Here is a 26,715-nt window from a genome sequence, read left to right on the forward strand (position 1 = left end):
TTCACTCCTAACTAAAATAATTAAACCCTGATTACCCCCTTAAATACTTTATTTTCTTTATTCAAAGTTTTTCTGTCAATATCGCTAATGCAGTTTTTATACCTTCCTTAAAATTTCCTAACCTAATGTTTTCATTAGGACCATGCTGGTTATTATCCGAATTCACTGTTACTACGGTGACAGCAGGTACATTAAGCGCATCAACAAAAGGTGCAATAGGAAGTGAACCTCCACTAATCCTATTTTTTATTGGCTCTTTCCCAAATGCTCTGACAAATGCTTTATTCAACCAAATCCCGGGTTCAGAATCAAAGGGAGTTCTAAATGCCTGGTAAGAAATACTCCCCTCCCATTTGATCAACTTTGGATATTTTACCCTTTCCTCATCTGTAGGGTTATGGTCCAAAATATGGAATCCCTGATTTGAAATATGATTTCTAATCAATCCAAAAAGTCTTTCCGGATCACTTTCGGGTACCAACCTGATATCAATTTCTGCAATGGCGTCTGCAGGCACAATAGTCCTTACCTCATCCCCTATCCACCCTGAAGACATTCCCCGAATATTCAGAGAAGGATACTGCAAAGATTCCTGATAAGTATTCCCCACTTTGTCCGTACTACCAATTCCCAAATTCTTTTTTATTTCATTTTCGTCATCAGGAACGCGGCTTAAAATCTCTTTCTCTTTGTCAGTAAGGTTTATTCCATCATAAAAACCTGGAATTATCACCCTACCTTCCTCATCTTTCATTGATGCCAGAAGTTTAGAAAGTCTAAAGGCAGGATTTGGAGCATAATTACCATAATGACCACTATGCTGTGCAGCTCTTGGTCCAAAAACGGTCAAAGTAATCTGGGAAATCCCTCTTGCCCCAAAAGTAAGGGTAGGTTCGTTACTTAAATGCCTGGGACCATCCATTATCAACATCATATCCGCAGCAAGGACATCCTTATATTTTGAAACAGCGTCACCCAAATTTGGAGAACCTATTTCCTCTTCAAAATCCAAGATGACTTTGACATTGTAATTTGGCATTAATTTCCTCTCTATCATCGCATCCCATGCTGTCAGAAACATAGCAAAAGGACCTTTATCATCAGAAGATGATCTCGCAAAAATCCTCCAATTGGGGTCATAATCGGTCTTTAATAATTCCATAGGAATTGTTTCCCATTGACCTGTTTCATTTCTCTTCTTTAAAGTGGGTTGAAAAGGATCAGGTTGGTTCCATCTTTTTTTGTCTACAGGTTGTCCATCAATATGGAAATAAAACAACACGGTTTTTTCTGCATTGGGGACTGACTTTTCTGCAAACAATAATGGAAAACTTTTGGTCTCTAACCTTTTAACATCCCAACCTCTGTTTTCCAGATTGTCCTCACACCATTCTATATTAGGGACCAATTGTGCAGGGTCGTTCGAATCATTAGGAATTGAAATCAATTCATTCAAAATCTGAATCCCGTTCAGGAAATGGGCATCAGTGACTGCATCCAAATCAATTGGGGTATTAATCTGGGCAGTCAAAGTGACTTTAATAAATAAATTAAAGAAGATGAATAATGGAATTTTCTTCATATCTGAATACATTGGGCATTGAAAATCAATATTTCCCTAAAGGATTCAAAGAGCGATTTGATAAGCGGTAAATCCGCACCAAAACACCTTATTAAGTACTCAAATCTTATAAATCTCTGCTAATAAAAAAAGGCCGTCCCAAATAGCGTGACAGCCTCTTTGTTAACTTTATTTCAATTCCCAAAAATGACAAAAATCTTATTCAAAAGTAAAAACCACAATGACTTTGTCATTTAATTTTCTCTCTTCCGGCCTGAATATTGGTTCCTCACTCACATCCATGGCAGAAGAAGCCATCATCATTTTCGCCTCCCTCATGACAGGATAAAAGTTGTCTGTTTGGGCATTGTAGTTTACCCTATGAACTTTGATTTTTTCAATTCCCAGACTATTGGCAATGATTTCTGCTTTGTTTTTGGCATCTGCAATAGCCAACTCCAACAATAGCTTTTCGGAAGATTTTTTTAGATTATCTGAAACTGTTAACTGGACATTAAAACCCATATTTGCAGTTTGATGAAGGGTCTCTGTTATCTTCACTAAATCCTTTTCAATATTTTTTACAACAATTCTAACGTTTTGGGAGGCCACATAACCACTGTCTTTTGAGGTCCCTTTGGTATAAACCCTATTCACATAAACGTAATAATTGTCTACAAAAAAATCATAATTCTTAATTCCTGTTTTTATTAAAGCATCTTCTATCGATTTTGTTTTCTTGTTTAAAGCATTGGTAGCATCAGAAACTTTTAATGCTTTCTCAACCAGGGAGAGCTGAATATCCGCTTCATCAGGCATGATGCTGATTTCACTTTTACCTTCTACCTCAATGATGGGTATTTGTTGAGCCATCATAGAAACAGAAATAAATAATGAAGTAAGAAAGAGAGCTGATTTTTTCATAACGAACAACTTTATTTTAAACCATTTATTTCAAAAAGTAAGCCGATAATCCATGTTTTAATTTTTTTTAACTATTTGAGGTCTAAAATGTCCTTTATTTTATTAATTTTTTCCATTTCATGATAGATTCCTTCATAATCATCCGCTAATATTTTATCTCTGAATTTCGATAAATTAAGAATATACATACTCAAAGCCTCTAAAATATTTTTTTTGTTTTCCTGAATAATGGGAGCCCACATAGCAGGCGAGCTTTTAGCCAATCGGACTGTTGATGCAAAACCACTGCCTGCCATATCAAAGATATTCCTATCATCTTCCATTTTATCCAAGACTGTCTTTCCCAACATAAATGAGGAAATATGAGACAAATGGGACACAAATGCCAATTGACTATCATGTTCTTCAGGATCCATAAACCGGATTTTCATATTCAATGCCTCTAATACTTCATATGCTTTGGCTTTAAGATGAATATCGGTTTTTTCCATTTCACAAATAATGAAAACCTTGTTTTCCAATAAATCCGATTTGGCAGCTTTAGGTCCTGAATATTCTGTACCTGCAATAGGATGTCCTGCCAAAAATTGGTGTCTCTTAGGGTGATCTTCTACTGATTTACATAGCTTTGATTTAGCAGAACCAAAGTCAATTACCAAGGTATTTTCATTGATATTATCCAAGCATTCCTTTAGTAAAAAAGTTAAGGTATCAGCAGGAGTTGAAAGAATGATTATATCGGTATCTGGGTCTGCCTTTTGTTTAATTTCATCAATTATTCCTAAATTCAAGGCGTCCTCTAGATTTTTTTGATTGTTATCATAACCTGTAAAAACTATGTGAGGAAGGACTCTTTTTAAAGCTAAGGCAAAAGAGCCGCCCAACAATCCTAATCCAACAATATGAATCTTTTTCATTTTTAAATTTTATTTTAATTCTACAAAAATTCTAATCGCTTAATCGCTGCTTCAATTTCTTCATTTTTAACACATAGGGATAGCCTGACCCAGCCCTCACCTTGTTTCCCAAAAATATCTCCAGGTGTAACAAAAATGTTTTTTTCATAAAGGAGTTTATCGACATAATCCCTACAATTGATCCCGTTGGGTAATTTTGCCCAAATAAACATCCCGACAGTATCTATACTGAATTCCAAATTCAGTTTTTCTGCAAATTTCCATAATAGTTCCCTCCGTAACCCATAAACTTGGTTTAAAGAATTGTACCAATCTCTATCCAAGTTAAGGGCAGCTATTGCCGCATTCTGGATCCCTAAAAACATTCCCGAATCAACATTGCTTTTTACCTTGGTTATGGCTTTAATATTTTCCGAATTTCCTGTTACACAACCCACCCTCCATCCTGCCATGTTAGCGGTTTTACTCAAAGAATTCAATTCAATGGCAATTTCTTTGGCTCCTTCTACCTGAAAAATACTTTTGGGGGTATCTTCTAAAATAAAACTGTAAGGGTTATCATTTACCAATAGAATATCATGCTTTTTTGCAAAATTGACCAACCTTTCAAATAAATCCAGATCAGCTTTTGCCCCGGTTGGCATGTGGGGATAATTCACCCACATTAATTTCACTTTTGATAAGTCAAAATTTTCCAGTTCTTCAAAATCAGGGTACCAATTATTTTCTTTCCTAAGCCTATAATAAATCGGTTTTAAACCTAACATCTTGCTAACTGAACTGTAAGTAGGGTATCCAGGGTCAGGAATCAACACATGGTCCCCTTCATCCATAAAAGTCATAGAGACATGCAAAATACCCTCTTTTGAACCAATAAGTGGCAATATTTCATCCAGGTGGCTTAAATGGACATGATAATATTTTAGATAAAAATCAGAAAAGGATTTTCTCAGCTCTGGTATTCCCTGGTAGTTTTGGTATCCATGAGAATTAGAATCCCTTGCAGTATCACATAATGCCTCAACCACAGAAGGGTGCGGAGGTAAATCAGGACTTCCAATACCCATATTGATGATAGGTTTCCCCTCCATTTGAAGCTTTTTAACTTCTTTCAGTTTCTGAGAGAAATAGTATTCTTCAATTACATTTACCCTTTCAGCAAATCCTTTCATAAGTCCTTTTTGTCATTCAACCTAACATTTTCAAGATTATCTATTGCTCAAATATTCTCCAAAAACCTTTACTTCACCACCATTTTCAATGATTTTATTTAATACTTGAATATAAGTGTGATAATTTTCAAACTGGGTATCAATAAAGAAGGCATAATCCCAAGGCTTATCAATTACAGGTATGGACTGTATCTTACTAAGATCAAGGTCATTTTCACTCATTAAGGTCAAAAGTTTTGCCAAACTACCCTTTTCATTTCTAATAGTCACTTTGAGCGATGCTTTATTGGGAATGAAATCAGGGATTCCCTTTTGTTTTCCCAAAATGATAAAGCGGGTAAAATTGTTCTGGACAGTTTGTATGTCCTCTGCTAAAATTTCAAGTTGATAAATTTCAGCAGCAGTTTTACTGGCTATGGCTCCTAATCCTTTGATTTTTTCCTCTGCAATTCTTTTCGCTACTGTGGCAGTATCAACATCATCTATTAAAGAAATCCGGGGATAATCCTGAAAAAAAATTTTACACTGCAATAAAGCCATTGGATGAGATCTCACTTCAAAAATTTCGGATATTCTTTGTCCGGGAAGGACCATAAGATTATGGGAAATAGGAAGATAATATTCACCCAGAATAACAAGACCATACCTATCTATCAATTCATAATTTGGTAGAATCGCTCCTGCAATTGAATTTTCAATAGCCATGACACCTACCTCATCAATTTCTGAGTAAATTGATTTGGCTACTTCCTCAAAAGTCCTGTAGGTACTTATGGAACCTCCTTTCCCAAAAAGATTTATGGCTACCTGATGGTGAAAAGACCCGGGAATTCCTTGGATTGCTATCTTCATGGTTATTTTTTGAAAATAAAATAAACGGCCAAAACAAGGAATCCAAACCCGATTATGTGATTTGCTCTGATGCTTTCATTTTTAAAAAAAAGAAAGGTAAAGGCCATAAAAACAACCAATGTGATAACTTCCTGAAGTACTTTCAATTCAACCAGGGAAAAAGGACCTCCATTTTCTTTAAATCCTATCCTATTGGCAGGTACCTGGAAAATATATTCAAAAAATGCTATGCCCCAACTGATCAAAACAATAGATATTAAACCTAAATTTTCAAACCAACGAAGTTCTTTGAACTTCAAATGACCGTACCAGGCAAAAGTCATAAAGGTATTGGAAAGAATCAGCATTAAGATGGTAATTATGCCTTTCATTATGGGAGGAATTTGGAGGTAATGTAAATCAAATCAACGGTCTTAAATCTATTTTATTAATCCAACATGTTTCCAAAAACTTGGATAGGATTTGTTCACTACTTCCGGGTCTTCAAAAATCACTTCCGTTTTGGTCATTAATGGCATAAATGCCATAGCCATTCTATGGTCATCATAAGTATGGATTTGGACTTTTGATGGCATTTCCACAGACGGAATCAAAGTAAAAATTTCAGGTTCGGTTTCTTCAAATCTCGCGTTGAACTTTGCTAATTCCTGTTGGAGGGCAAAAACTCTATCCGTTTCTTTTATCCTCAAACTTTCCAATCCTGTAAAATTGGTTTTTTGGCCAATAATAGCACAGGTAACAGCCACTGTCTGTGCCAAATCAGGACAATGGGTAAAATCATAAGCATTCAAACCCTTTACTTTTTGCTTCGTCAAATAGACACCACCATCCTTAAACTGACTTTTAACTCCCAACTTATCCATAATTTCAACAATTGCCGCATCACCCTGCAAACTGTTTTCTTTCAGACCTTCTAAATACAATTCCCCTTCATCAACACAGGCCAAAAGGCTAAACCAATAACTTGCACCTGACCAGTCACTTTCCACATGGAATTCTGTAGGAATATAGGATTGATGTGGAACATTGATTGTATTTTTTTCCCAAGTGCTATTAACCCCGAATTCCTTCATTAACTCAATGGTCATCTCAATATATGTTTTTGATCCAACCTTTCCCAAAAGTTCCAATTCCAACCCATTCGGCAAAACTGGAGCAATCATAAGAAGCGCAGAAATATACTGACTGCTCACATCCCCTCTGATTTTTACTTTATTTGAGGTTTGTTCTTTCAAACCATGAACTGCCAAAGGGGGATATCCTTCATTGTTCATATAATGAATTTCTGCTCCAATTTCCCTTAAGGCATCAACCAAAATTCCGATGGGCCTTTCGCACATTCTTGGAGTACCAGTCATTACCTTATGCTGATTGGTTACTGCGGCATATGCTGTTAAGAACCTCATGGTTGTTCCTGCATCCAACACATCATATATGGGAGGGTTAGTTTCCAACAATCGAATCATGGTTTGGGTATCCCTTGCCTCTGCAAGATTAAACAGTTGATTTTCTCCTTTAGTCAAGGCGTCTATTACCAATACTCTATTACTTTCACTTTTTGAAGAAGGTAATGGTATCCTCGTGAAAGAAAACTTATTTATTTGACTAAGTTTCAAGGTATTCAATTTAATTTTATTTTATTTTGAAAAATCAGTTTAAAGATTGATAGAATAGAATGGATTCCTCAATTTCCTCATTTTTCACGCTAATGTTGTAATCACAATCCCCAATTTGTTTTAGCAGTGAGAAATTAATGGTCTTACCCTCATTTTTTTTATCCTGGCTGCAAAGTTCAATAATAGAAGAAATTGCTTCTTTTTGAATATTAAATTTCCCATATATACTTTTCAACATTTGCACTATTTCATTTAACTCCTCATGGCTTAAACCAAGTTTCTTGTGGGAAAGGTAAGCTTCGCAAATCATTCCAATTGCAATGGCTTCACCATGAAGCAGATGATCGGATGAATTCAAATAATAAGATTCGAAAGCATGGCCAACAGTATGACCAAAATTCAGGATTTTTCTTAAGCCGGATTCCTTAGGGTCTTTCTCTACTACCTCCTTTTTGATAGCTACAGATTTCTCAATAATATCTCTCCAGGGTTGGTTTTGCCATCCCTCAACTTTTAAACAGTGGAAATAATTTGAATTTCGAATTAACCCATGTTTGATAATCTCAGCATATCCTGATCTTAATTCAGTTTCCGGTAATGTTTTCAAAAACAAATCTGAAATTATTACTGCTTCCGGTTCTGTAAAAACTCCAATATGATTTTTATAACCATGAAAATCTATTCCCAATTTTCCACCAACACTGGCATCTACTTGTGAAAGAAGCGAGGTAGGGATATTAATAAATCTGATACCCCGTTTGTAGGTTGCAGCACAAAATCCACCCATATCTCCTGTTACTCCTCCACCAAGATTAATAATCAAAGATTTTCTGTCAAAACCTTCTATAGTCATCCATTTCCAAATGAGGGAACAAGTCTCCAGATTTTTATTTGCCTCTCCAGCAGGAAAAGCATAAATCTTGGCGGCAATCGGAAGTGCCTCAGCTATTGAGGGATAACAATGAATTGAAGTATTGGAATCCATAATCACACCAATTTGGGAGTAATTTAATTGTCCTAAATAATTCTTTAGGTCTTCTGAAATCCGGGATGAGAATAAAATGAACTCCAAAATCTTAAGATTAAATTGAATAAATAAATCGAAACAACGACAAATGTCTTTGGGTGTTTTTCAACAATTAAATATTGTCTAAAAATTGATTTGAAAATCTTTGAAGTATTTTGATGAAATACCCTCAAAGATTTTCAAAATCAGTAATAAGGGAACAATATCTCTTATAAAATTTAACTTTGTTTTTTAACTGGATCTGCTTCACGAAGTTGCTTTTCCTGCCTCTTTACAGATTCTTCATGAATACAGTAAAGCAACTCTTTCATAAATTTTTCACTTAAATTTTTCTTGATTCCCTTTTGGGTTCTAGATTCCATCACATACTTCCATCTATCTGATTGAAAAACGGTGAGGTGATGTTCTCTTTTGTAAGCACCTACCTGATCAATGAGCGAAAACCTTTCCTGTAGGATATCAAGTAATTGATCATCCAAATGGTCAATAGCATTTCTGAGATCTGACAATCTTTCGCTCGGACTTTCTTCTAACAAAGTGTCTTTGAAATCGATTTGAGAGAGAATCTCCTTTAACCTGGCAGGGGTCACCTGCTGTTTGGCGTCTGACCATGCTTTATCAGGGTCGTGGTGAGTTTCTATCATCAATCCATCCAAGCCAAAATTGATAGCTCTTTGGGCCGTTTCAAGAATTCCTTCCCTATTACCCACAATATGGCTAGGATCATTGATCACTTCCATTCCTTTCCATTCTCTTTTTAAATGGATAGGCATAGACCAATTAGGTTTATTTCTGAACCTTTTATCATAAGAATCTGAAAAACCTCTATGAATGGCTGCCAATTTGTGAATACCTACAGCATGTAATCTTTCCAAAGCTCCTATCCATAACTGAAGATCTGGGTTCATGGGATTTTTTACCATAACCGGAATATCCACCCCTCTTAAAGCCTCCGCTATTTCCTGAACAGCAAATGGATTTACAGTGGTCCTCGCGCCAATCCATAACACATCAACTTTATGTTTTAACGCGGTTTCGGCATGGGCAGCATTTCCAACCTCTGTTGTAATTGGAATATTTAGGTGATGCCTTACAATTTCCATCCATTTCAGACCATCTTCTCCAATTCCTTCAAATGACCCTGGCCTGGTTCTGGGTTTCCATATCCCGGCCCTGAACATATCGGGAATCATATTTTCCTTTTTCATATCCAAACAAACTTGTTCGATCTGCTCAGGAGTTTCGGCACTACATGGCCCTGCGATGATGGTGTGACCTTTTAATCCGAGTCCCCAATCTTTGATTTGTAAGTGGTCTTGCATGACAATTTAGATTTAAATAAAAAAAGCCCGATTCTGTCGAACCGGGCTCTTTCATGGTTTATATTTTTTTATTTTTTTACCAGACAATAAGCAGCTCCGATTCGACCTTGAGGACGAAAGTAAAAGTAAAAAAAGATAAAATATGCGGTGGCTGCGATTAACATGTTTCAAATGTAAAGGGTAGTTTTTTAAAAACAAATCAAATATTAAATATTTTTTTAAATTTTATTCAACAATTTACTACCTGATTACAAATACAGAAAATTAAATATTATTCAGCCTTTTAAACAGAATAATATTTTGGAATTAATCCATTGTTCTATCTTCCCATTTTTCTTTATTTGAGATAATCTCTTCTTGTTTTTTAATTGATTCTGTATGGATCAAATTGAACAATTCCTTGATAAATTCAGGGTTAACCTGAAGGCTTTTTGCCCATTCCTGCCTTGATTCAAAAACTTTTTTCCACCTTTCCATTTGAAAAATGGCCACGTTGTTCTTTTTCTTATAGATCCCTGCCTTTTCAACCAATCTCATTCTTCTGCTCAACATCTCTAATAAATCCCTATCCACATCATCAATATGTTGCCGGATTACTTCTAGCTGTGATTCTAAAACCGGATTATCGGTCGTCGGAAAACGTGTTTCCAAAGTGTTTAAAAGTTCGGATAATGCATAGGGAGTCAACTGTTGGGCAGCATCAGACCATGCATTTTCAGGATCAATATGTGATTCAATCATGAGGCCATCAAAATTAAGATCCAATGCCATTTGAGATATTTGGGAAATCAAATCTCTTCGACCACAAATGTGACTTGGGTCATTAATTAAAGGTAATTCAGGATACCTCGTTCTTAATTCCAAAGGAATTTGCCAAGTGGGACTGTTCCTGAAAATTTCGTCATTGAAATTGGAAAAGCCCCGGTGGATAGCCCCCAACTTGTCTATTCCCGCATGATGAATACGCTCTAAGGCTCCAATCCATAAAGCAAGATCCGGATTTACAGGATTTTTTACCAAGATTGGAATATCTACACCTTTTAGACTATTGGCTATTTCCTGAACAGTGAACGGATTAACTGTAGACCTCGCTCCTATCCAAAGAATATCCATACCTGCCTGCAATGCTTCTTCGACATGTTGCGGACTGGCAACTTCAATTGCAAATTTAACTCCGTACTTTGATTTGATATCTCTAATCCAGGAAAGTGCTGGACTTCCTACCCCTTCAAAACTATTCGGACGGGTCCTGGGCTTCCAAACGCCACCTCTTATGATCCTAATCCCATTATTCACCAATACCTCAACTGTCTTTTCAAGTTGCTGCGGGGTTTCTACACTACACGGACCCGCAATGATCAAAGGATTTGATTCTTGTAGGTTCCAGTTTTCCAGTTTATTGATTTTCAATTTTTTTCTTTTAGTTTTCTAACCAAAGTTTTTTCTCCAAAGTTTGGACTATTTGAAAATAGTGTAGCCCAGTGTCCATTCAAAAAAGTCTGCTTTTCCCTTATGTGCTTTAATGCTTAAGCTGGTAAATATTCCATTAGAAAATCGGTATCCCATGCCAACTCTTTGGTAGTACCAATTCCATTCCCCGTTATGTTTGTTCCTATGCAAATATACGCCCAGACCCATAGGAGCGAAAAGATTTTTTGTCAATACCCATTCCCAAGAACCAAAAAGTGCAAATGCGTTGGAATCCCAAAAACGAGAAGTCATAGGTTCATCCATCCTTTCCTTTGAATTAGCAGAATAGAATTGTTCCAGTCCAAGTCCAAGCCTGTGTTTGTAGGATATTTCCCTCAGAATATGAACACCAATCCCCAATTTGAAATTGTTATCATCTCCAATAAAATATTGCTTTGTACCTGGTGCCAAGTGGAAATTCAGTAAGGTCCTTTTATCTTGCTTAGGTATAGATCTGTCAGAAAATACTTTATCGTGATTTTTGGTCAATCTGTAATTTGCACCAAATGTGAAAGGAAGTAAATTTATCCCGGTATTCGGAAGACTTAACGCCCCATTTGAAAAATGCCTAAACCCAATGCCAGTATACAACTCCATCCTTTCATTTAACTCTCTAGATGCCCTGAAACCTAGATTTATGAATGCGTTTCTGTAAGAACCAATAAATAAGTTAGTTGGATTATCAATAGGGTCATAAGGATTAAAGTTAAATGATAGGCCATATGAAAAATAATAACCGAATTTCCATCTCTTGTCGGAAGGGTAGGAAAATGGAATGTCCATAAAAAAATAAACCGCATTTGGATTTCCAACCACCTCATTTTGGAAGCTGGAAGCATAAACCCCAATTCCATAAACAGGGAATCTATATAATTTTGCATAAATGCTTTCTGATCCTTTCTGAAAGCCAAGCCTTGCATCCACTCCAATGTAATTTGTATTTTTCTTAAGTTCAGCACTGCTTGCTGAACCATTTTCAATTATGGGCCCCAACTCAAAACTTACATCAAGATATTTTATTAATTTTGGCGAGTTTCCATTAAAAAGTTTGTTCGATTGGGAAAAAGCACCCTGATATAATAAAAAATTAAAGATGATGAGGATTACTTTTCTCATTTGTTGAAAGAATTTGCCTGAACTATTCGTAATTATAACAATATATCTCTCCCATTTTCCTCTCTAAAATAAATTTTAATTATATCTTTTATCTATTTACCTAAAATTCATAAATAAAAAAATATTTTTATTTATTGCTAGACTTAATTTGACTACAAAATCCTAAAGTCTTAAATAGCGAAACAAAGATAAAGCTCATGGAGTTTTTTTGATATATTTGCAGCCTGATTTCACTCCTATGAAAGTAAAACCCGAAATATCTTTTGAGAATTTAGAAGTGGCCTTCGCCTCAAAATCTGATGGAGAGTTAAAGAAAATGTATTTTATCTTTGCCACCATCAACAATAACTTAGCCGTAAGTGTAGGAACCAAATTAGCTAATTGGGCCTTTGCCCTTAAATTACCCATAAAAGGATTAATGAAAAATACCATGTTCGGACATTTTTGTGGGGGGGAAAGTATAGAAGATTGCCAACAAGTAGTTGATAAGCTTTCTGAATTTAACGTCAAATCAATATTGGATTATTCAGTTGAAGGGAAAGGTGATGAGGAAAGCTACGAGGCTACCAAAAAAGAAATTCTCAGAACCATAAAGAGGTCAGCAGGTGATGACAATATCCCATTTGCAGTTTTCAAAGTAACAGGACTTGGGGATTTTAAAATCATGACCAAAATCCAAAGTGGAAAAAAACTGAGCACCAAAGAATTGACCGCATTTGAAAGGGCCAAAAACAGGGTAGATGAACTTTGCCTTGAAGCTTTTAAAGTTGGAACAAAAATCCTTGCGGATGCTGAGGATTCATGGTATCAGGATGTATTGGATACTATGGTTTATGAAGCTATGGAAAAATACAATCGAGAGTCCTGTGTAGTTTACAATACATTTCAAATGTATAGGCATGATATGCTGGACAGATTAAAAGAGGCCCATAAAACAGCAAAAATGAAAGGTTATATTCTAGGTGTGAAGTTAGTTAGAGGGGCCTACATGGAAAAAGAAAGAGAAAGAGCAGAAAAGAAAGGTTATCCAAGCCCTATACAACCAGACAAATTATCAACAGACAGAGACTATGATGCTGCCGTCAAATATTGCGTAGAAAATATAGATACTATTTGTTTGGTTTCCGGATCTCATAATGAGCAAAGTAATCTAATGTTGACTGAATTACTTTCTAAATTCAACATCAATTCGAAGGATGACAGAGTGTATTTTGCCCAATTATATGGAATGAGTGACAACATTTCCTTCAATCTAGCCCATGCTGGCTTTAATATAGTCAAATATGTGCCTTATGGCCCTGTAGAAAAAGTAATGCCATACCTATCTCGGAGGGCAGAAGAAAACACCTCTGTTGCAGGTCAAAGCAGTAGGGAATTTGAATTGATAAAAAGGGAAATAAAAAGAAGGAAAATTTCAAAGAAATAAGAAAACATACTACGGATATTAAATTCCGCGGGAAATAAAAGAAAATTTGAACTGAAGATAATTTCACAATGCAATTATTAAGCGAACAGGAGTTAGAGAGAAGGAAAGACAGAGAGGAATTAATGAAGTTGGGGATAGACCCCTATCCTGCTGAAACCTTTCCTATCAATGTCACGGCGGAAGACATCCACAAAAACTACGAAAACAGGAAAAATGATTATAAAAGCATTTCCATAGCAGGAAGATTAATGAGTAGAAGAATCATGGGCTCTGCATCATTTGCTGAAATTCAGGACGCTACCGGAAGGCTTCAGATTTATGTAAGAAGAGATGATATTTGTCCGGATGAGGACAAGACCTTTTATAATACCGTTTTCAAAAAATTACTAGGCATTGGCGATTTCATTGGAGTAAAGGGATATATTTTCACCACCCAAACAGGAGAAATTTCATTACATGTTACTGAATTAAAAATTCTTTCCAAATCTGTAAAGCCGCTCCCTATCGTAAAAAGAGATGAGCATGGAAATGTTTATGATGGATTTACTGATCCTGAACTGAGATATAGGCAAAGGTATGTTGACTTAACAGTCAATCCTGAGGTAAAGGAGGTTTTTCTGACCCGGTCAAAAATTATCACCAACATGCGACGTTACTTTGACGACCATGGTTGGCTTGAAGTGGAAACTCCCATATTGCAACAGGTCCATGGGGGAGCAGCTGCCAGGCCTTTCCATACCTATCACAACACCTTGGATATGCCTTTATATTTAAGGATAGCAAACGAATTGTATTTAAAAAGGCTAATAGTTGGAGGCTTTGATGGTGTTTATGAATTCGGGAAAATGTTCAGAAACGAAGGTATGGACAGAACCCATAATCCAGAGTTTACTTCTTTGGAAATTTATGTGGCTTATAAAGATTATGTTTGGATGATGGAAATGGTTGAGGAACTGATAGAAAAAGTCACCTCCTCAATTCATGGAACTACGGTGGTAAAAGTGGGAGACAAAGAAATTGACTTTGCCGGACCCTACAGACGATTGACCATGTTTGATTCAATCAAAGAATATGCTGGAGTAGATGTCAGTGAAATGGATGAAGCAGGACTTAGGAAAGTTTGTGCTGAATTCGGGATCGAGGTAGACCATTCTATGGGCAAAGGAAAATTGATTGATGAAATCTTCGGTGCAAAAGTTGAAGGCTTCCTAATTCAGCCCACTTACATTACAGACTATCCTGTTGAAATGACTCCTTTGGCTAAAAAACACAGAAGTAAAGAAGGTCTTGTTGAACGATTTGAGCTATTTGTGAATGGAAAAGAAATTGCCAATGCTTATTCTGAGTTAAACGATCCCATCGACCAAAGGCAAAGATTTGAGGAGCAATTAAAACTTGCTGAAAGAGGAGATGATGAGGCCATGGCAATGGATGAGGATTTCTTAAGGGCATTGGAATATGGTATGCCACCAACTTCAGGCCTTGGGATAGGAATTGATCGTTTGACCATGTTGCTTACTAATAAATCTACCATTCAGGAGGTATTATTCTTTCCTCAGATGAGGCCAGAGAAAAAAGTATCAATTGCTTCTGATGAAGATTTTATGTCTTTGGGTATACCTTCTGGGCTTATCCCAGCTATCCGAGACCTTAACATCCATACAATTGAGCAATTAAAAGAACAGGATGTCAATAAGTTATTTAACGACATCTGTGGGAGAAGGAAGAAACTTAAACTTGAAGTTGGCAATCCCACCAAGGAGGAAGTTGAAAAATGGATTGCTTAAACTGGTGATCTACTAATCAAAAATAGGCTGTCTCATAAATTGAGACAGCCTCTTTTTTGCTTTTTTTGAATTAATTAGTAATCATATACCAAATACCTATTTTTTCTATTCTTAAGGTCATTTTTCAGAATATTCAAATCCGTATATTCATTCAGTTTAGATCCATTTTCAAGTAAAAAAATTATCATTCTCAATTTGGTAACTGCACCTCCATGAAAGCCATCCAACATTTCATCATCATTTGATCCAAAAGTTGATAAATATCTCATATTCCATAATTCAAACCCATTAATTTCAAAAGAATGTTCAATAGAACCCATAACCTGTTCCATATATTGATAGTTTCCAGATGATTCCAGGACTGCATTTACCGCATCCGCATATGGAGGCAGATATGCTATTACATAAATCCCATTATTCTTACAAAAATCAAGTAATTTATTCAATTCATTTAAAGATCTGGGATTAACTTCCATACCATGTTTAAAAATACCTTCATTATCCTCTATTTGTTGAAATGAGAATTTAAATCCAAAATCTCCTGCGGTGGAATCCCCATTCATTAGTTTTTCAATTTGCTTGCCATATAACATACTACCATCCTTTCTATATCCCATTTTATTTACATTGGCATTTAATCCTAAAATCGCTATATTTTCTTCATCTTTTACCGGAAATAATGTTTCCAAATCAATCCTTCCGTTCAAAAGATCTTCGTAAACATTTTTTAGACTTGATGAAGCAGGAAATGCTTTATAAGGTATTTTAGTTTCTAAAGAAGTTTCCCCTTGCAATGGGTCCCAAAAGGAATTAAACATGAATTGGTCTAAACCAATAATTAAAACTTTTGGGTATTTATCTTCTCCAATACTTCTTAGAAAAGGAAGATAGTCCGAAATAGAGTTAAAAATAACCTTTGTTGTCCCTGCATTAAAAAAAGAAGCATTGGTAAACATATCTTCCCGGAACTGCAGGACCCTGGAAGTTCCTATCACCATAACATCAAGTTTTTCCCTAATCTGAATTTCCTTCCATTTCAAATATTCATAATTACTTTCATCATAAAAATAACCTATAAGGTACTTTCTATTTGATTGAATAAGTTTGTCAAAGGAGTTCTTTGTAACAAAACTTTCACCTGAATTATTCAAAATATAAAAAGGCGGTAATAGAAAAATTAAAGGAAGCAATCCAAATCCCAAAATTTTAAATACAAATTCTCTCATTTCTCAGGTTAAAATTGAAAATAGATAAATTCCTGCTCAGCACCACCAAACCAAATTATGACAAATATTATGGCATAATATAACGTATACCTAAGAGGCCTTTTCCAATTTTGGCCCAAATGAGCTATACCGAATTGCCATTCTCTTCCATTCCATTCAATTAATATTAGGAAAGCGATGAAAATCAATGTTAAAAAAGCCTTCATCATCCCTGGAAAGTCGGGAATTGAAAACAATGAAATTGAAAACATTCCCGATAAATATTGAAAAGCGTGTGAAACATTATCAGCTCTAAAAAAAACCCAAGCAACCAAGGTCAAACAAAAAGTTAATAAAATCATTAACAATTCGTGGAAGTTTGGCAATAATTTTCCTTTAGCTACAATTTCCAAGTTATTTCGATTATTATCAGTAAGTAACAAGGGAAGAAAATAAATGGCATTCAATAACCCCCAAACAATAAATGTCCAATTTGCACCATGCCAAAAACCACTGACAACAAAAATGATAAAAGTGTTTCTTACTTTCATTGAAGTTCCACCTCTACTACCCCCAAGAGGAACATACAAATAATCCCTGAACCAAGTAGATAAAGAGATATGCCATCTTCTCCAAAATTCAGCTATATCTCTTGAGAAATAGGGAAAATTGAAATTTCTCATCAAATGAAACCCAAATAGCCGGGAAGTTCCGATGGCTATATCAGAATAACCCGAAAAATCTCCATAGATCTGAAATGCAAAAAAGAATGCCCCTAATAACAAAGTGCTGCCAGAATAACTATCAGGATTATCAAAAATCAAATTTACAAATTCTGCGCAATTATCCGCAATCACTATTTTTTTAAACAAACCCCAGAGAATCTGTCTCATTCCATCCACGGCCTTATGGTAATCAAAAATCCTCTTTTCATAAAACTGAGGCAACAAATTAGTTGCCCTTTCAATAGGTCCGGCTACCAATTGAGGAAAGAAACTTACAAAAGCAGAAAATGCAATAAAATCCTTAGTCGGTTCTAATTTTTTTCTGTAGACATCAATGGTATAACTCATTGTCTGAAAAGTGTAAAAACTTATTCCGACGGGCAAAACAATCTCCAATGAACTGGCATGAATTTCTTTTCCAAAAAAAGAAAAAGCGGTCACGAAATTATCCAAGAAAAAATTATAATACTTGAAAAAACCTAAAAAACCCAAATTAACCAGCATACTGGTCCATAATAATCCTTTTCTTTTAATAGGATTATCAGTATTTGCCAGCTTTATCCCTATCAAAAAATCTACAATCGTGCTGAAAATGATCAAAAACAGGAACCTCCAATCCCACCACCCATAAAAGACATAACTAGCAACAACCACCAAAAAATTTTGATATTTTAAATTTCTTTGTGTTGCAAACCAATATAGAATAAAAACAATGGGTAAAAAGACCGCAAAATCAATTGAATTAAAAAGCATCTTATTCTAAACAATAAAAACGATTAAATAATATTTACAATAATTAAATTTTGTCAAATCTATTTTAAATTAACTGTATATACAAATATTTTCAAAAAGAAATTTATTTAATCTTATTTTCTCTTTATTTATTTCAATAAATTAAATTGAGATTATTTTTCTATCCAACTTTTTCCTTAACCAGAATTACAAAAAAATTATGAATTTGAACATTATATTGTCAAATAATCAAAAAATTCATTTATTCTTTTTTAATTTAATAACTTATAACTAATAATTGTATGAACCTCAGATTGAACTCTGAATTTGGAACCCTGAAAGCAGTACTTATGCATCGGCCTGGAAAAGAGATTGACAGACTGACGCCCTATAATAAAAATTACCTTTTGTTTGAGGATGTCCCCTATTTAGAGGCCATGCAGAAGGAACATGATTTTTTTACTGATTTAATCAAACAAACCACAGGTGCTCAAGTATACCGCTTACACGAACTGTTAATCCAAACTCTTTCAGATAGAAATATTTTGGAAAATTTAATGGAGGATGCTTTAAAAAAATCAGGACAGACCCAATTTAAAGAATATATACTCGAAAGGTTCTCGACTGCTGAATGTGCCACAGTATTGACTGCGGGTATTAAAGTCCATGAACTGAAAAGAAAAATACCCAACTTGCCTTCGATGGAATTGCTGGATTATGCATTTGTTATTCCTCCAAGTCCAAATCTATATTTCCAAAGAGATCCTATGGCTATCACTCCAGGAGGAATCATTTTTTCCAGTATGAAAATGGAAGGAAGGCAAAGAGAAGCCAATATATTAAGGGCAATTTTTGAAAACCACCCCGACTTTAAAGAACATGTTAACAGGTTATATCCCCTCAACGGACATGAATCTCCTCCCAGCATCGAAGGTGGTGATGTCATAGTATTATCCAAAAAAGCCGTTGCCATTGGAAATTCTGAAAGGACTGATGAAAAAGCAATTTACCATGTTGCCAAGGCCCTGCTTGCTGAAGGTTCCGTTGAAAGGGTCTACGATGTCCATCTCCCAAAAAAGCGGCAATTCATGCATCTTGATACTGTATTTACCGTTTTGGACGAAAACCTCGTACTTACTTATCCAGATGCCTTAAATTCTGTTTTACATACTTCTCTATATACTTTGAAAGAAATTAGCGGGGATAAAGTGCATATCAAAAGACAGGTGCTTAACGAGTCTTTGCTTACGGTTTTGGAAAGGGAAATTCCTCATTTGGAAATTTTATCAACCGCAGATGGAAATCCCGATTATTCAATGCGTGAGCAATGGTTTGATGGGGCAAATGTTTTTGCAATTGGGCCAAGGAGAGTTATCTCCTACAACAGAAACATTCATACAAACCGGGCTTTAAGAAACATGGGGGTAGAGGTCCTTGAAATCCCTTCCTCGGAACTTTCAAGGGGATTAGGAGGACCTAGGTGTATGACCATGCCCCTTAGCAGGGCCAAAGTTTGAGGGTGAAATTAGTTTAAGATTTGAAATAAAATGTTAGGCTTTTGGGTAATAGAAAGTTCATCCTTCAATTTCTCTTGCCAATTCTTCATACCAGTCCAATCCATATTTTCGGACCAAGGCATCTTTCAGAAATTTATAAACAGGAACTCCCAATTTACTACCTAAACTACAAGCTGGACTACAGATGCTCCACCTATCGTAATTGAGGGCATCAAACTGATCATATTTGGTGATTCGGATAGGGTAAAGATGACAACTGATTGGTTTTTTAAAATCTATTTTTCCATCCAGGTAGGCTTGCTCAATCCCGCATTTTAAAATCCCTTTTTCATCATATAATGCATAGGCACATTCTCTGTTTTCTCCAATGGTAGGGGTACATTTGTCTCCGTCTTTATCAATCACCCAGGTACCTTGCTGCTCGATTACCTTCCTGCCCTCTTCTGTGATATAATCTTTAACTATGGGATAAACCTTTTCAAGCAATTCTGTCTCCCCATCTTCCAATGGTGCTCCAGAATCTCCCTCTACACAACATGCTCCTTTACATTTCTCTAAATCGCAGACAAAAAATTGTTCTTTGATGTCATCTGAGATTACAGCATTTCCTATTAGAATCATTTTAAATCAAATTTCGAAATACAAAGTTAGGCATATAAGACAAAATCAACCTATTCAACTCCAAACTAGTTCCTGAGCATTCTTCAAATTCTTTGGACTATTAAATATCTTAAAAGGAAATAAAAAAAAGAACCGTTCTGAAGTCTCAGAACGGTTCAACCCAGCACTATGAAGAAAAGCTTTTAAAGCCTTTCATTAATAACAGAGTTAGTTCGTTATTGTTTGTTTTTTTTTATTTTTTTTTTCATAAATTCGTTATCCGAAGAATTTTACACTTGGATTACCCAATCTATTTTCCTTTCTTCCTTTAATAATTTTCTCAAATAATACCCACCAGTTCATTTCATCAATCTTTTATCAAGTGGACTAAAATTAATATTCACTAGGTTACAATTTAATTTGCATACAAATAATTCTAAGATAAACTGATCTTTTATATTAAAATATACGTTAGTCAAGAATAAAATTATTCCCTTAATTTGCAAAGTGCAAGCCAACTTGTCGCTGTTCTGCCCTGATCTTTTTTCAGGACAGAAGAGAGGAAAGTCCGGGCAACTTAGAGCGCCATACTTCCTAACGGGAAGGGATCAGTCTGGTGAAGGCCTGATTACAGAAAGTGCCACAGAAAATATACCGCCCCGATCCCGATAGCTATCGGGACGGGGTAAGGGTGAAAAGGTGGGGTAAGAGCCCACCGCTCCGGCAGTGATGAAGGAGGCATGGTAAACCTTATGGGTTGAAAGATCAAATAGGTCCCGCAATGAAATTTGATTTCATAAAAGGTTGCTCGTCTTTATGCGGGATGGGTAGATCGATTGAACCCTGATGTGAGTCAGGGTCTAGATAAATGACAAGTTAGTCATCCATTTGGGTGATAAACAGAACCCGGCTTATAGGCTTGCACTTTTTTTTACAAAAATCTCTTTTATGGCAAAAATTCTGATTATTGATGATGAAAAAGTCATTAGATCGACTTTAAAAGAAATCCTGGAATACGAAAAATATGAAATTGCTGAAGCCCAAGATGGGGAACAGGGGTTAAAAATGATTCAGGAAGAAGATTATGACCTGGTCTTATGCGATATCAAAATGCCTAAAATGGACGGTATTGAGGTATTGGAGCAAGCTTCGAAATTGGAAAAGCAGCCCCAATTCATTATGATATCCGCTCATGGCAGTATTGAAACAGCCGTAGATGCCACAAAAAAGGGAGCATTTGATTTCATACCAAAGCCCCCGGATCTGAATAGGTTACTTCTTACAGTCAGAAATGCGCTGGATAAAAAGCATTTGGTTTCCGAAACCAAAGTTCTGAAAAAAAAGCTTTCCCAAAAACTGGATATGGTTGGGCAATCTCCTGCTATCACCCATGTAAAATTGACGATTGAAAAAGTTGCCCCAACAGATGCCCGTGTTCTCATTACAGGGCCTAATGGAACTGGAAAAGAACTCGTAGCCCACTGGCTGCATCAGAAAAGTAACCGTTCAGATGCACCATTTATTGCAGTGAATTGTGCTGCCATACCTGCTGAATTAATTGAAAGTGAACTTTTTGGACATGAGAAAGGTGCATTTACTTCTGCAGTTAAGCAAAGAGTAGGGAAATTTGAACAGGCAAATGGAGGTACTTTGTTTTTAGATGAAATCGGTGATATGAGCCTTTCAGCTCAATCTAAAGTTTTAAGGGCGCTTCAAGAGCATAAAATAACCAGGGTTGGAGGTGACAAAGACATCAAAGTTGATGTTCGGGTTTTAGCGGCAACAAATAAAGATTTAAAAAAAGAAATTGAAGAGGGTAATTTTAGGGAAGATTTGTATCACAGGCTAAGTGTGATTTTGATACAGGTACCCGCATTGAAAGACAGAAAAGAAGATATTCCTCTTCTGGTGAATAAATTTCTTGAAGACATTGCAAATGAGTATGGGATTGCCAAAAAAGAAATAAGTAAAGAAGCAATTGCAAAACTTCAGGAATTTCCTTGGACAGGGAATATTAGGGAATTAAGAAATGTAGTGGAAAGATTGGTGATCTTAGGTGATAAAACAATCAGTCTGGAAGATGTTAAAAAATATGCTGACTATTAAGCCAGCACATTTTTTATCCTTTGATTTCCTTACTGCCAACTTCTTTTGCATAGGCAGGACAGGGTTTGCTCGATGCACATGCACCAAGGGCCAAAAGTCCAAGAGCCATCAAAACTACTGCTAATCTTTTCATGCTTTTCAAATTTTAAAACCAAATATGTTTAATTCTTAAAGGATTACAAAATTAATTGACCATTAAATTACATCCTCTTATCTCACTATTATCAAATCGCCCTAAAATCTCAAGTCTATTTTGACTGTCTAAAGTGCCCAAATCCTGAGTTTCAATAAAAGCACAGGAATGGAAATTAGCCAAATCAATAATATTAATACCACCTTGCTTTCGGTTTGAATAAGAAAATGGATCGTTTATATCTCTGACCATAACGCGCATGGTAAAAGGAATATTATATTTCCCATCACTTTTTGAATATGCTTGGGACATCAATTCAGTCATTCCATATTCTGAATGGATCTGTTTTTTTCTAAAAGACTTTTTTAAAATAGAATGTACTTCTTCCCTGATCATTTCTTTTCTCCTCCCTTTCATTCCACCTGTTTCCATCACAATCAAGTTTTCCATAAAAGGTAAATCCAATTTCCCTTCAACTAAATCCAATAAAGCAAATGTAACCCCTAATAAAATGACCTTTTTTTTATCCATTTTCAGAAATTCCAACGTTTTAATTAAATCTTTATGGTTATACAAGTAAAACCCTGAAAATTCAGAACCTGACTTTTGGATCAAATGCTCTGCCATGTGCACTAGTGAACTACCCTTCCTCTCAAGATATGATGGCAATAATGAAAGAATATGATAATTTTTTATATTTCCATATTCTTTTTCGAACAGGTTGATGGAATGGTTTAAATAAAACTCTTCTGACCAATAATAATGCCTGGATGTTATGGCCCCAGTGGTCCCGCTACTGGAATAATATCCCTTAAATAAACTCATTTCTCCACAAACAACTGGAAAGTCCTTAAAAAATCGGATTGGTAAAAAAGGTATATCTTCTATTTTTCTTATTGAGTAAACTGATATTCCCCGATATTTAATGTATTCTTTGTAAATGACATTATATCTGGCCTGGAAATAAAAAAGTTCGAGTGCTTTTTCTTCAAAATTCTTTATATTCAAATTGAGTATATCCTCTTGAAAACTTTTGAAATATTTCATCGTTTTATAATTTGTCAACTGAAAATTGAGCAATTTTACCCCCTTACACGATTTGACGTAAATTTACTTTAGCATGGCCAGTGTAAAAAATTATATTTATTTATTGTTTAGCCCAATTGTATTTGCCTGTGTTTCTCCCCCAGACAATTTCCCAACGGTCCCTGAAATTGCTTTTGAGGATATGCGCTTTGTAAATACAACAGGGTCTGACTCCTTGATAGTATCTATAAATTTTAAAGATAATGAAGGTGATTTAGGCCTTAATCCAACAGATATTGACCCCCCGTTTCAACCAGTAAATTACATTAGAGATGCTTCCGGTAACCTGATAACTTTTGGAAATAGACCCCCAGAGGCTCCCCCTTTCAATCCATTGGATTGGGTAATCAATCCGATAGTAAATAATACCGTTGTAAGAGATACCGTTTGGGTAGAACAAAACCCTGACCATAACAATATTTTTATCAAATTTTTCATTAAAAGAAATGGTGTTTTTAACGAGTTTAGGTGGGAAGACCCACCATTTTATACCACATTCAATGGAAGATTCCCAAGGCTTTTCAATAGTACAACAGGACAGCCTGTAGAGGGAACAATTCAATATTCTATGTTATCATTTGGCTGGCAATCAATATTCAGAAATGACACAATTAGGATTGATGTTCATATACAGGATAGGGCACTTAATAAAAGCAATATAGTCTCCAGTCCGGAGGTAACGCTTAATCAAATCAACAGGTAATCACTTATAAAAACTAGGATAAAAAAGGCACTTTAATGAAGAAGTGCCTTTTGTTTTAATACCAAAATTGGTTTAAAGAATTTTTGGATATTTCTCTGGATTGGTCTCGTGCATCATTGCATAAACTTTTTCGACCACGTCATCTACAGATGGCTTCGAAAAATAATCCCCATCTGAAGAATATGCAGGTCTATGGGCTTTAGCAGCCAAAGTAGCAGGTTGGGAATCCAAATAATAATAGGCATTTTGTTCTTCCACTACCTTTTGCATCATATAGGCAGAAGCTCCACCTGGAACATCCTCATCAGCAAATAGAACCCTATTGGTTTTTTTGATTGATTCTAAAATCATCTGATCCACATCAAAAGGAAGAAGCGTCTGAACATCAATAACTTCTACTTCAATACCCATTGCAGATAGTTCTTCTGCCGCCTCCTCCACAATTCTGCACATAGATCCATAAGTCACTACTGTTAAATCATTACCTGTCCTTAAAATTTCAGGTCTTCCCAATTTAACCCTGAACTCTCCAATATTTGATGGCATCTTTTCCTTTAATCGGTAACCATTGAGACATTCAATAACCAATGCAGGTTCATCAGCCTGCATTAAAGTATTGTACATACCCGCTGCCTGGGTCATATTTCTTGGAACACAAATCAACATTCCTCTTAAAGAGTGTAATAACATACCTATTGGAGATCCAGCATGCCAAACGCCCTCTAATCTATGGCCTCTTGTCCTGACAATTAACGGTGCTTTTTGTCCTCCTTTGGTTCTGTAATGAAGGCAGGCCAAATCATCAGAAAGTGTCATCAAGGCATAATGAATGTAATCCAAATACTGGATTTCAGCCATTGGCCTCAAACCCCTCAAAGCAGTCCCAATTCCCTGACCTATTATGGTCACTTCCCGAATACTGGTATCGGTGACTCTTAATTCACCATGCTTAGCCTGTAACCCTGCAAAAGCCTGGTTAACATCTCCAATTTTCCCAACATCTTCACCGAATGCAAAAAACTTTGGGTCATTGCTTAAAAGATGATCAAAGCATGCCTGCAATACTTCCCGTCCATCAACCAAAGGAGCTTCAGTCTCATATCGAACCGAAATTGGCTCAACACTTTCCGAAGAATAATCCGATTGTGAATATAAATGACTACTATATCTATCTTCATTCAGATCTTGCTGTTTTTCATACCAGCTTTTCAACTCAAATTTTAATTCTACAGGGTCCTCTCTCATTGCCCACAATGCCCTTCTCACAGTGCTAATAACATCTTTCCGGATAGGGTTTAAAGTTTTCGTCAAATCATCTGCCAAAGCATGTAGTAAAACTGAGTTGCTGGATTTATTGGAAGCTGATCTGATCAATTGAGCCGCCTCTTTTAATTCTGATTTTATTTCAGAAGAAAACGCATTCCATGCCGAATCTTTTTCTTTTTTAACAAATACTTTAGCCTCCTGCTCTATCTCATCCAATTCCTCAGGGGTAGCCAATCCATTTTCAGTTAAAAATTTCCGGAATTGTAAGGTACAATCAAACTGTTTTTCCCAATCCAGTCTTTCTTTTGGTTTATAGCGTTCATGGGACCCTGAGGTAGAATGTCCCTGCGGTTGCGTCAACTCAATTACATGGATCATTACAGGAACATGTTCCTCTCGCGCAATTCTTGCAGCATTTTCATAGGTTCTATCCAAAGCTTCATAATCCCAGCCTTTCACAACAAAAATCTCGTATCCCTTCTGGTCATCATTTCTTTGAAGACCTTTCAAAATCTCCGAAATACTACCCTTTGTGGTATGGTACTCATTAGGAACAGAAATCCCATATCCATCATCCCAAATTGAAATTACCATAGGTACCTGGAGTACACCAGCAGCATTGACTGTTTCAAAAAACATCCCTTCTGAAGTAGAGGCATTTCCAATTGTACCCCATGCTACTTCATTCCCTTCCTTACTGAATTCTTTTAATTCTTTCAATTGAGGGTTCTGCCTGTAAAGTTTTGAAGCATAAGCAAGTCCTAATAATTTTGGCATCTGTCCGGCAGTTGGTGAAATATCTGCTGAGGAATTCATCATATTTGCCAAATCCTTCCAAGTACCATCCTCATGCAAAGAACGAGTTGCAAAATGACCGTTCATCAACCTACCAGCTGAAGCAGGATCTGCTTCTACAGAGGTATGGGCATATAATTGGGCAAAATATTCCTTTATTGTCAATTGACCTATTGCCAACATAAAAGTCTGATCTCTGTAATAACCGGCCCTGAAGTCACCATTTTTGAAATGTCTTGCCATAGCAAGCTGAGCAAGTTCTTTGCCATCACCAAAAATTCCGAATTTCGCCTTGCCCATAAAAACTTCCTTCCTCCCCATTAAAGATGCATGCCTACTTTCCCACATAAGCCTGAAATCCTTGATAAGCTGCTCTTTATCAAACACTTTTGTTTTTATATTTTTTGTAATTGTTGCCAAATTTGTCATTTTTATTTTCTCAAAAGCTACTTTGGGTTTTTTCACCTGTTTCCAAGTATTCCAAAAATAGGGAAATTTGGTATTTTTACAAACTTCGAAACAGAATAATTTATATTTTTTTCAATAAATAATTTTGAATTAAATATTAAAAATAAATATTATCAAAATTTTATTCTTTATTTATTGATTATACCAATTATAAAAATTAGTCAATTTGTGTTTTTGCCATATAAATTC

General features: G+C 35.8%; 21 protein-coding genes and 1 other RNA gene. 6 read left to right on the plus strand and 16 right to left on the minus strand.

The genetic code is table 11. From position 1 onward, the window contains the following. Window positions 1–61: 61 nt before the first annotated feature. From ACFSKV_RS18035 to ACFSKV_RS18085, 11 genes are all read right to left on the minus strand, one after another. On the minus strand, window positions 62–1,582 hold the full coding sequence (locus tag ACFSKV_RS18035) for a M20/M25/M40 family metallo-hydrolase (protein ID WP_380805977.1): 1,521 nt from the start codon (window positions 1,580–1,582) through the stop codon (window positions 62–64). 198 nt (window positions 1,583–1,780) lie between these two features. Beyond that, window positions 1,781–2,485 carry an SIMPL domain-containing protein gene (locus ACFSKV_RS18040; protein WP_380805981.1) on the minus strand — a complete coding sequence of 235 codons (705 nt, stop codon included), beginning with the start codon at window positions 2,483–2,485 and terminating at the stop codon, window positions 1,781–1,783. Between the two features lie 71 nt (window positions 2,486–2,556). After that, window positions 2,557–3,402: a prephenate dehydrogenase gene (locus ACFSKV_RS18045; RefSeq protein ID WP_380805983.1), complete on the minus strand. Its 846-nt coding sequence runs from the start codon at window positions 3,400–3,402 to the stop codon at window positions 2,557–2,559. Window positions 3,403–3,422: 20 nt separating this feature from the next. Continuing rightward, window positions 3,423–4,574, minus strand: a complete 1,152-nt coding sequence (locus ACFSKV_RS18050) for a pyridoxal phosphate-dependent aminotransferase (RefSeq protein ID WP_380805986.1) — start codon at window positions 4,572–4,574, stop codon at window positions 3,423–3,425. 36 nt (window positions 4,575–4,610) lie between these two features. Next, on the minus strand, window positions 4,611–5,426 hold the full coding sequence (locus ACFSKV_RS18055; RefSeq protein ID WP_380805988.1) for a prephenate dehydratase: 816 nt from the start codon (window positions 5,424–5,426) through the stop codon (window positions 4,611–4,613). A gap of 2 nt (window positions 5,427–5,428) precedes the next feature. Beyond that, window positions 5,429–5,797 carry a DMT family protein gene (locus ACFSKV_RS18060; RefSeq protein WP_380805991.1) on the minus strand — a complete coding sequence of 123 codons (369 nt, stop codon included), beginning with the start codon at window positions 5,795–5,797 and terminating at the stop codon, window positions 5,429–5,431. 48 nt (window positions 5,798–5,845) lie between these two features. Then, window positions 5,846–7,051, minus strand: coding sequence for a 3-phosphoshikimate 1-carboxyvinyltransferase (locus ACFSKV_RS18065; RefSeq protein WP_380805994.1), 1,206 nt, complete (start codon window positions 7,049–7,051; stop codon window positions 5,846–5,848). A 25-nt stretch (window positions 7,052–7,076) separates the two neighbouring features. Then, window positions 7,077–8,114, minus strand: coding sequence for a 3-dehydroquinate synthase (gene aroB / locus ACFSKV_RS18070; protein WP_380805997.1), 1,038 nt, complete (start codon window positions 8,112–8,114; stop codon window positions 7,077–7,079). A gap of 173 nt (window positions 8,115–8,287) precedes the next feature. After that, complete coding sequence (locus ACFSKV_RS18075; RefSeq protein ID WP_380806001.1) at window positions 8,288–9,391, minus strand: chorismate mutase; 1,104 nt, start codon at window positions 9,389–9,391, stop codon at window positions 8,288–8,290. Between the two features lie 306 nt (window positions 9,392–9,697). Then, complete coding sequence (locus tag ACFSKV_RS18080; protein ID WP_380806004.1) at window positions 9,698–10,801, minus strand: chorismate mutase; 1,104 nt, start codon at window positions 10,799–10,801, stop codon at window positions 9,698–9,700. A gap of 48 nt (window positions 10,802–10,849) precedes the next feature. Continuing rightward, complete coding sequence (locus ACFSKV_RS18085; protein ID WP_380806007.1) at window positions 10,850–11,977, minus strand: acyloxyacyl hydrolase; 1,128 nt, start codon at window positions 11,975–11,977, stop codon at window positions 10,850–10,852. A gap of 238 nt (window positions 11,978–12,215) precedes the next feature. On the opposite strand from ACFSKV_RS18085, the gene ACFSKV_RS18090 reads away from it, so the two are divergent. Together ACFSKV_RS18090 and lysS are read left to right on the plus strand one after the other, a co-directional pair. After that, a complete protein-coding gene (locus ACFSKV_RS18090) occupies window positions 12,216–13,403 on the plus strand; it encodes a proline dehydrogenase family protein (RefSeq protein ID WP_380806010.1) in 1,188 nt (395 codons plus the stop codon). A gap of 68 nt (window positions 13,404–13,471) precedes the next feature. Further along, window positions 13,472–15,190, plus strand: coding sequence for a lysine--tRNA ligase (gene lysS, locus ACFSKV_RS18095; RefSeq protein WP_380806013.1), 1,719 nt, complete (start codon window positions 13,472–13,474; stop codon window positions 15,188–15,190). A 74-nt stretch (window positions 15,191–15,264) separates the two neighbouring features. Here the strand turns inward: lysS and ACFSKV_RS18100 are convergent, their stop codons facing one another. Further along, window positions 15,265–16,416, minus strand: a complete 1,152-nt coding sequence (locus ACFSKV_RS18100) for a hypothetical protein (RefSeq protein WP_380806016.1) — start codon at window positions 16,414–16,416, stop codon at window positions 15,265–15,267. Window positions 16,417–16,424: 8 nt separating this feature from the next. Next, complete coding sequence (locus ACFSKV_RS18105) at window positions 16,425–17,873, minus strand: MBOAT family O-acyltransferase (protein WP_380806018.1); 1,449 nt, start codon at window positions 17,871–17,873, stop codon at window positions 16,425–16,427. 281 nt (window positions 17,874–18,154) lie between these two features. Between ACFSKV_RS18105 and ACFSKV_RS18110 the strand changes: the two genes are divergently transcribed. Beyond that, on the plus strand, window positions 18,155–19,369 hold the full coding sequence (locus ACFSKV_RS18110) for an arginine deiminase (protein WP_380806021.1): 1,215 nt from the start codon (window positions 18,155–18,157) through the stop codon (window positions 19,367–19,369). 57 nt (window positions 19,370–19,426) lie between these two features. Here ACFSKV_RS18110 and ACFSKV_RS18115 read toward each other — a convergent pair whose 3' ends face one another. Continuing rightward, window positions 19,427–19,990, minus strand: coding sequence for a DUF3109 family protein (locus ACFSKV_RS18115; protein ID WP_380806024.1), 564 nt, complete (start codon window positions 19,988–19,990; stop codon window positions 19,427–19,429). 485 nt (window positions 19,991–20,475) lie between these two features. On the opposite strand from ACFSKV_RS18115, the gene rnpB reads away from it, so the two are divergent. Next, window positions 20,476–20,899, plus strand: an RNA gene (gene rnpB, locus ACFSKV_RS18120) — RNase P RNA component class A. Between the two features lie 18 nt (window positions 20,900–20,917). Further along, on the plus strand, window positions 20,918–22,075 hold the full coding sequence (locus ACFSKV_RS18125; protein WP_380806027.1) for a sigma-54-dependent transcriptional regulator: 1,158 nt from the start codon (window positions 20,918–20,920) through the stop codon (window positions 22,073–22,075). Between the two features lie 184 nt (window positions 22,076–22,259). Here the strand turns inward: ACFSKV_RS18125 and ACFSKV_RS18130 are convergent, their stop codons facing one another. Next, on the minus strand, window positions 22,260–23,255 hold the full coding sequence (locus ACFSKV_RS18130; RefSeq protein ID WP_380806029.1) for an acyl transferase: 996 nt from the start codon (window positions 23,253–23,255) through the stop codon (window positions 22,260–22,262). A 73-nt stretch (window positions 23,256–23,328) separates the two neighbouring features. Between ACFSKV_RS18130 and ACFSKV_RS18135 the strand changes: the two genes are divergently transcribed. Then, entirely contained in the window at window positions 23,329–23,997 is a 669-nt protein-coding gene (locus ACFSKV_RS18135; RefSeq protein WP_380806032.1) for a hypothetical protein, read from the plus strand. Window positions 23,998–24,069: 72 nt separating this feature from the next. Here ACFSKV_RS18135 and ACFSKV_RS18140 read toward each other — a convergent pair whose 3' ends face one another. Beyond that, complete coding sequence (locus ACFSKV_RS18140) at window positions 24,070–26,487, minus strand: alpha-ketoacid dehydrogenase subunit alpha/beta (protein WP_380806034.1); 2,418 nt, start codon at window positions 26,485–26,487, stop codon at window positions 24,070–24,072. Window positions 26,488–26,715: the final 228 nt, after the last annotated feature.

The organism is Shivajiella indica (assembly GCF_042683085.1).
Lineage (GTDB): Bacteria > Bacteroidota > Bacteroidia > Cytophagales > Cyclobacteriaceae > Shivajiella > Shivajiella indica.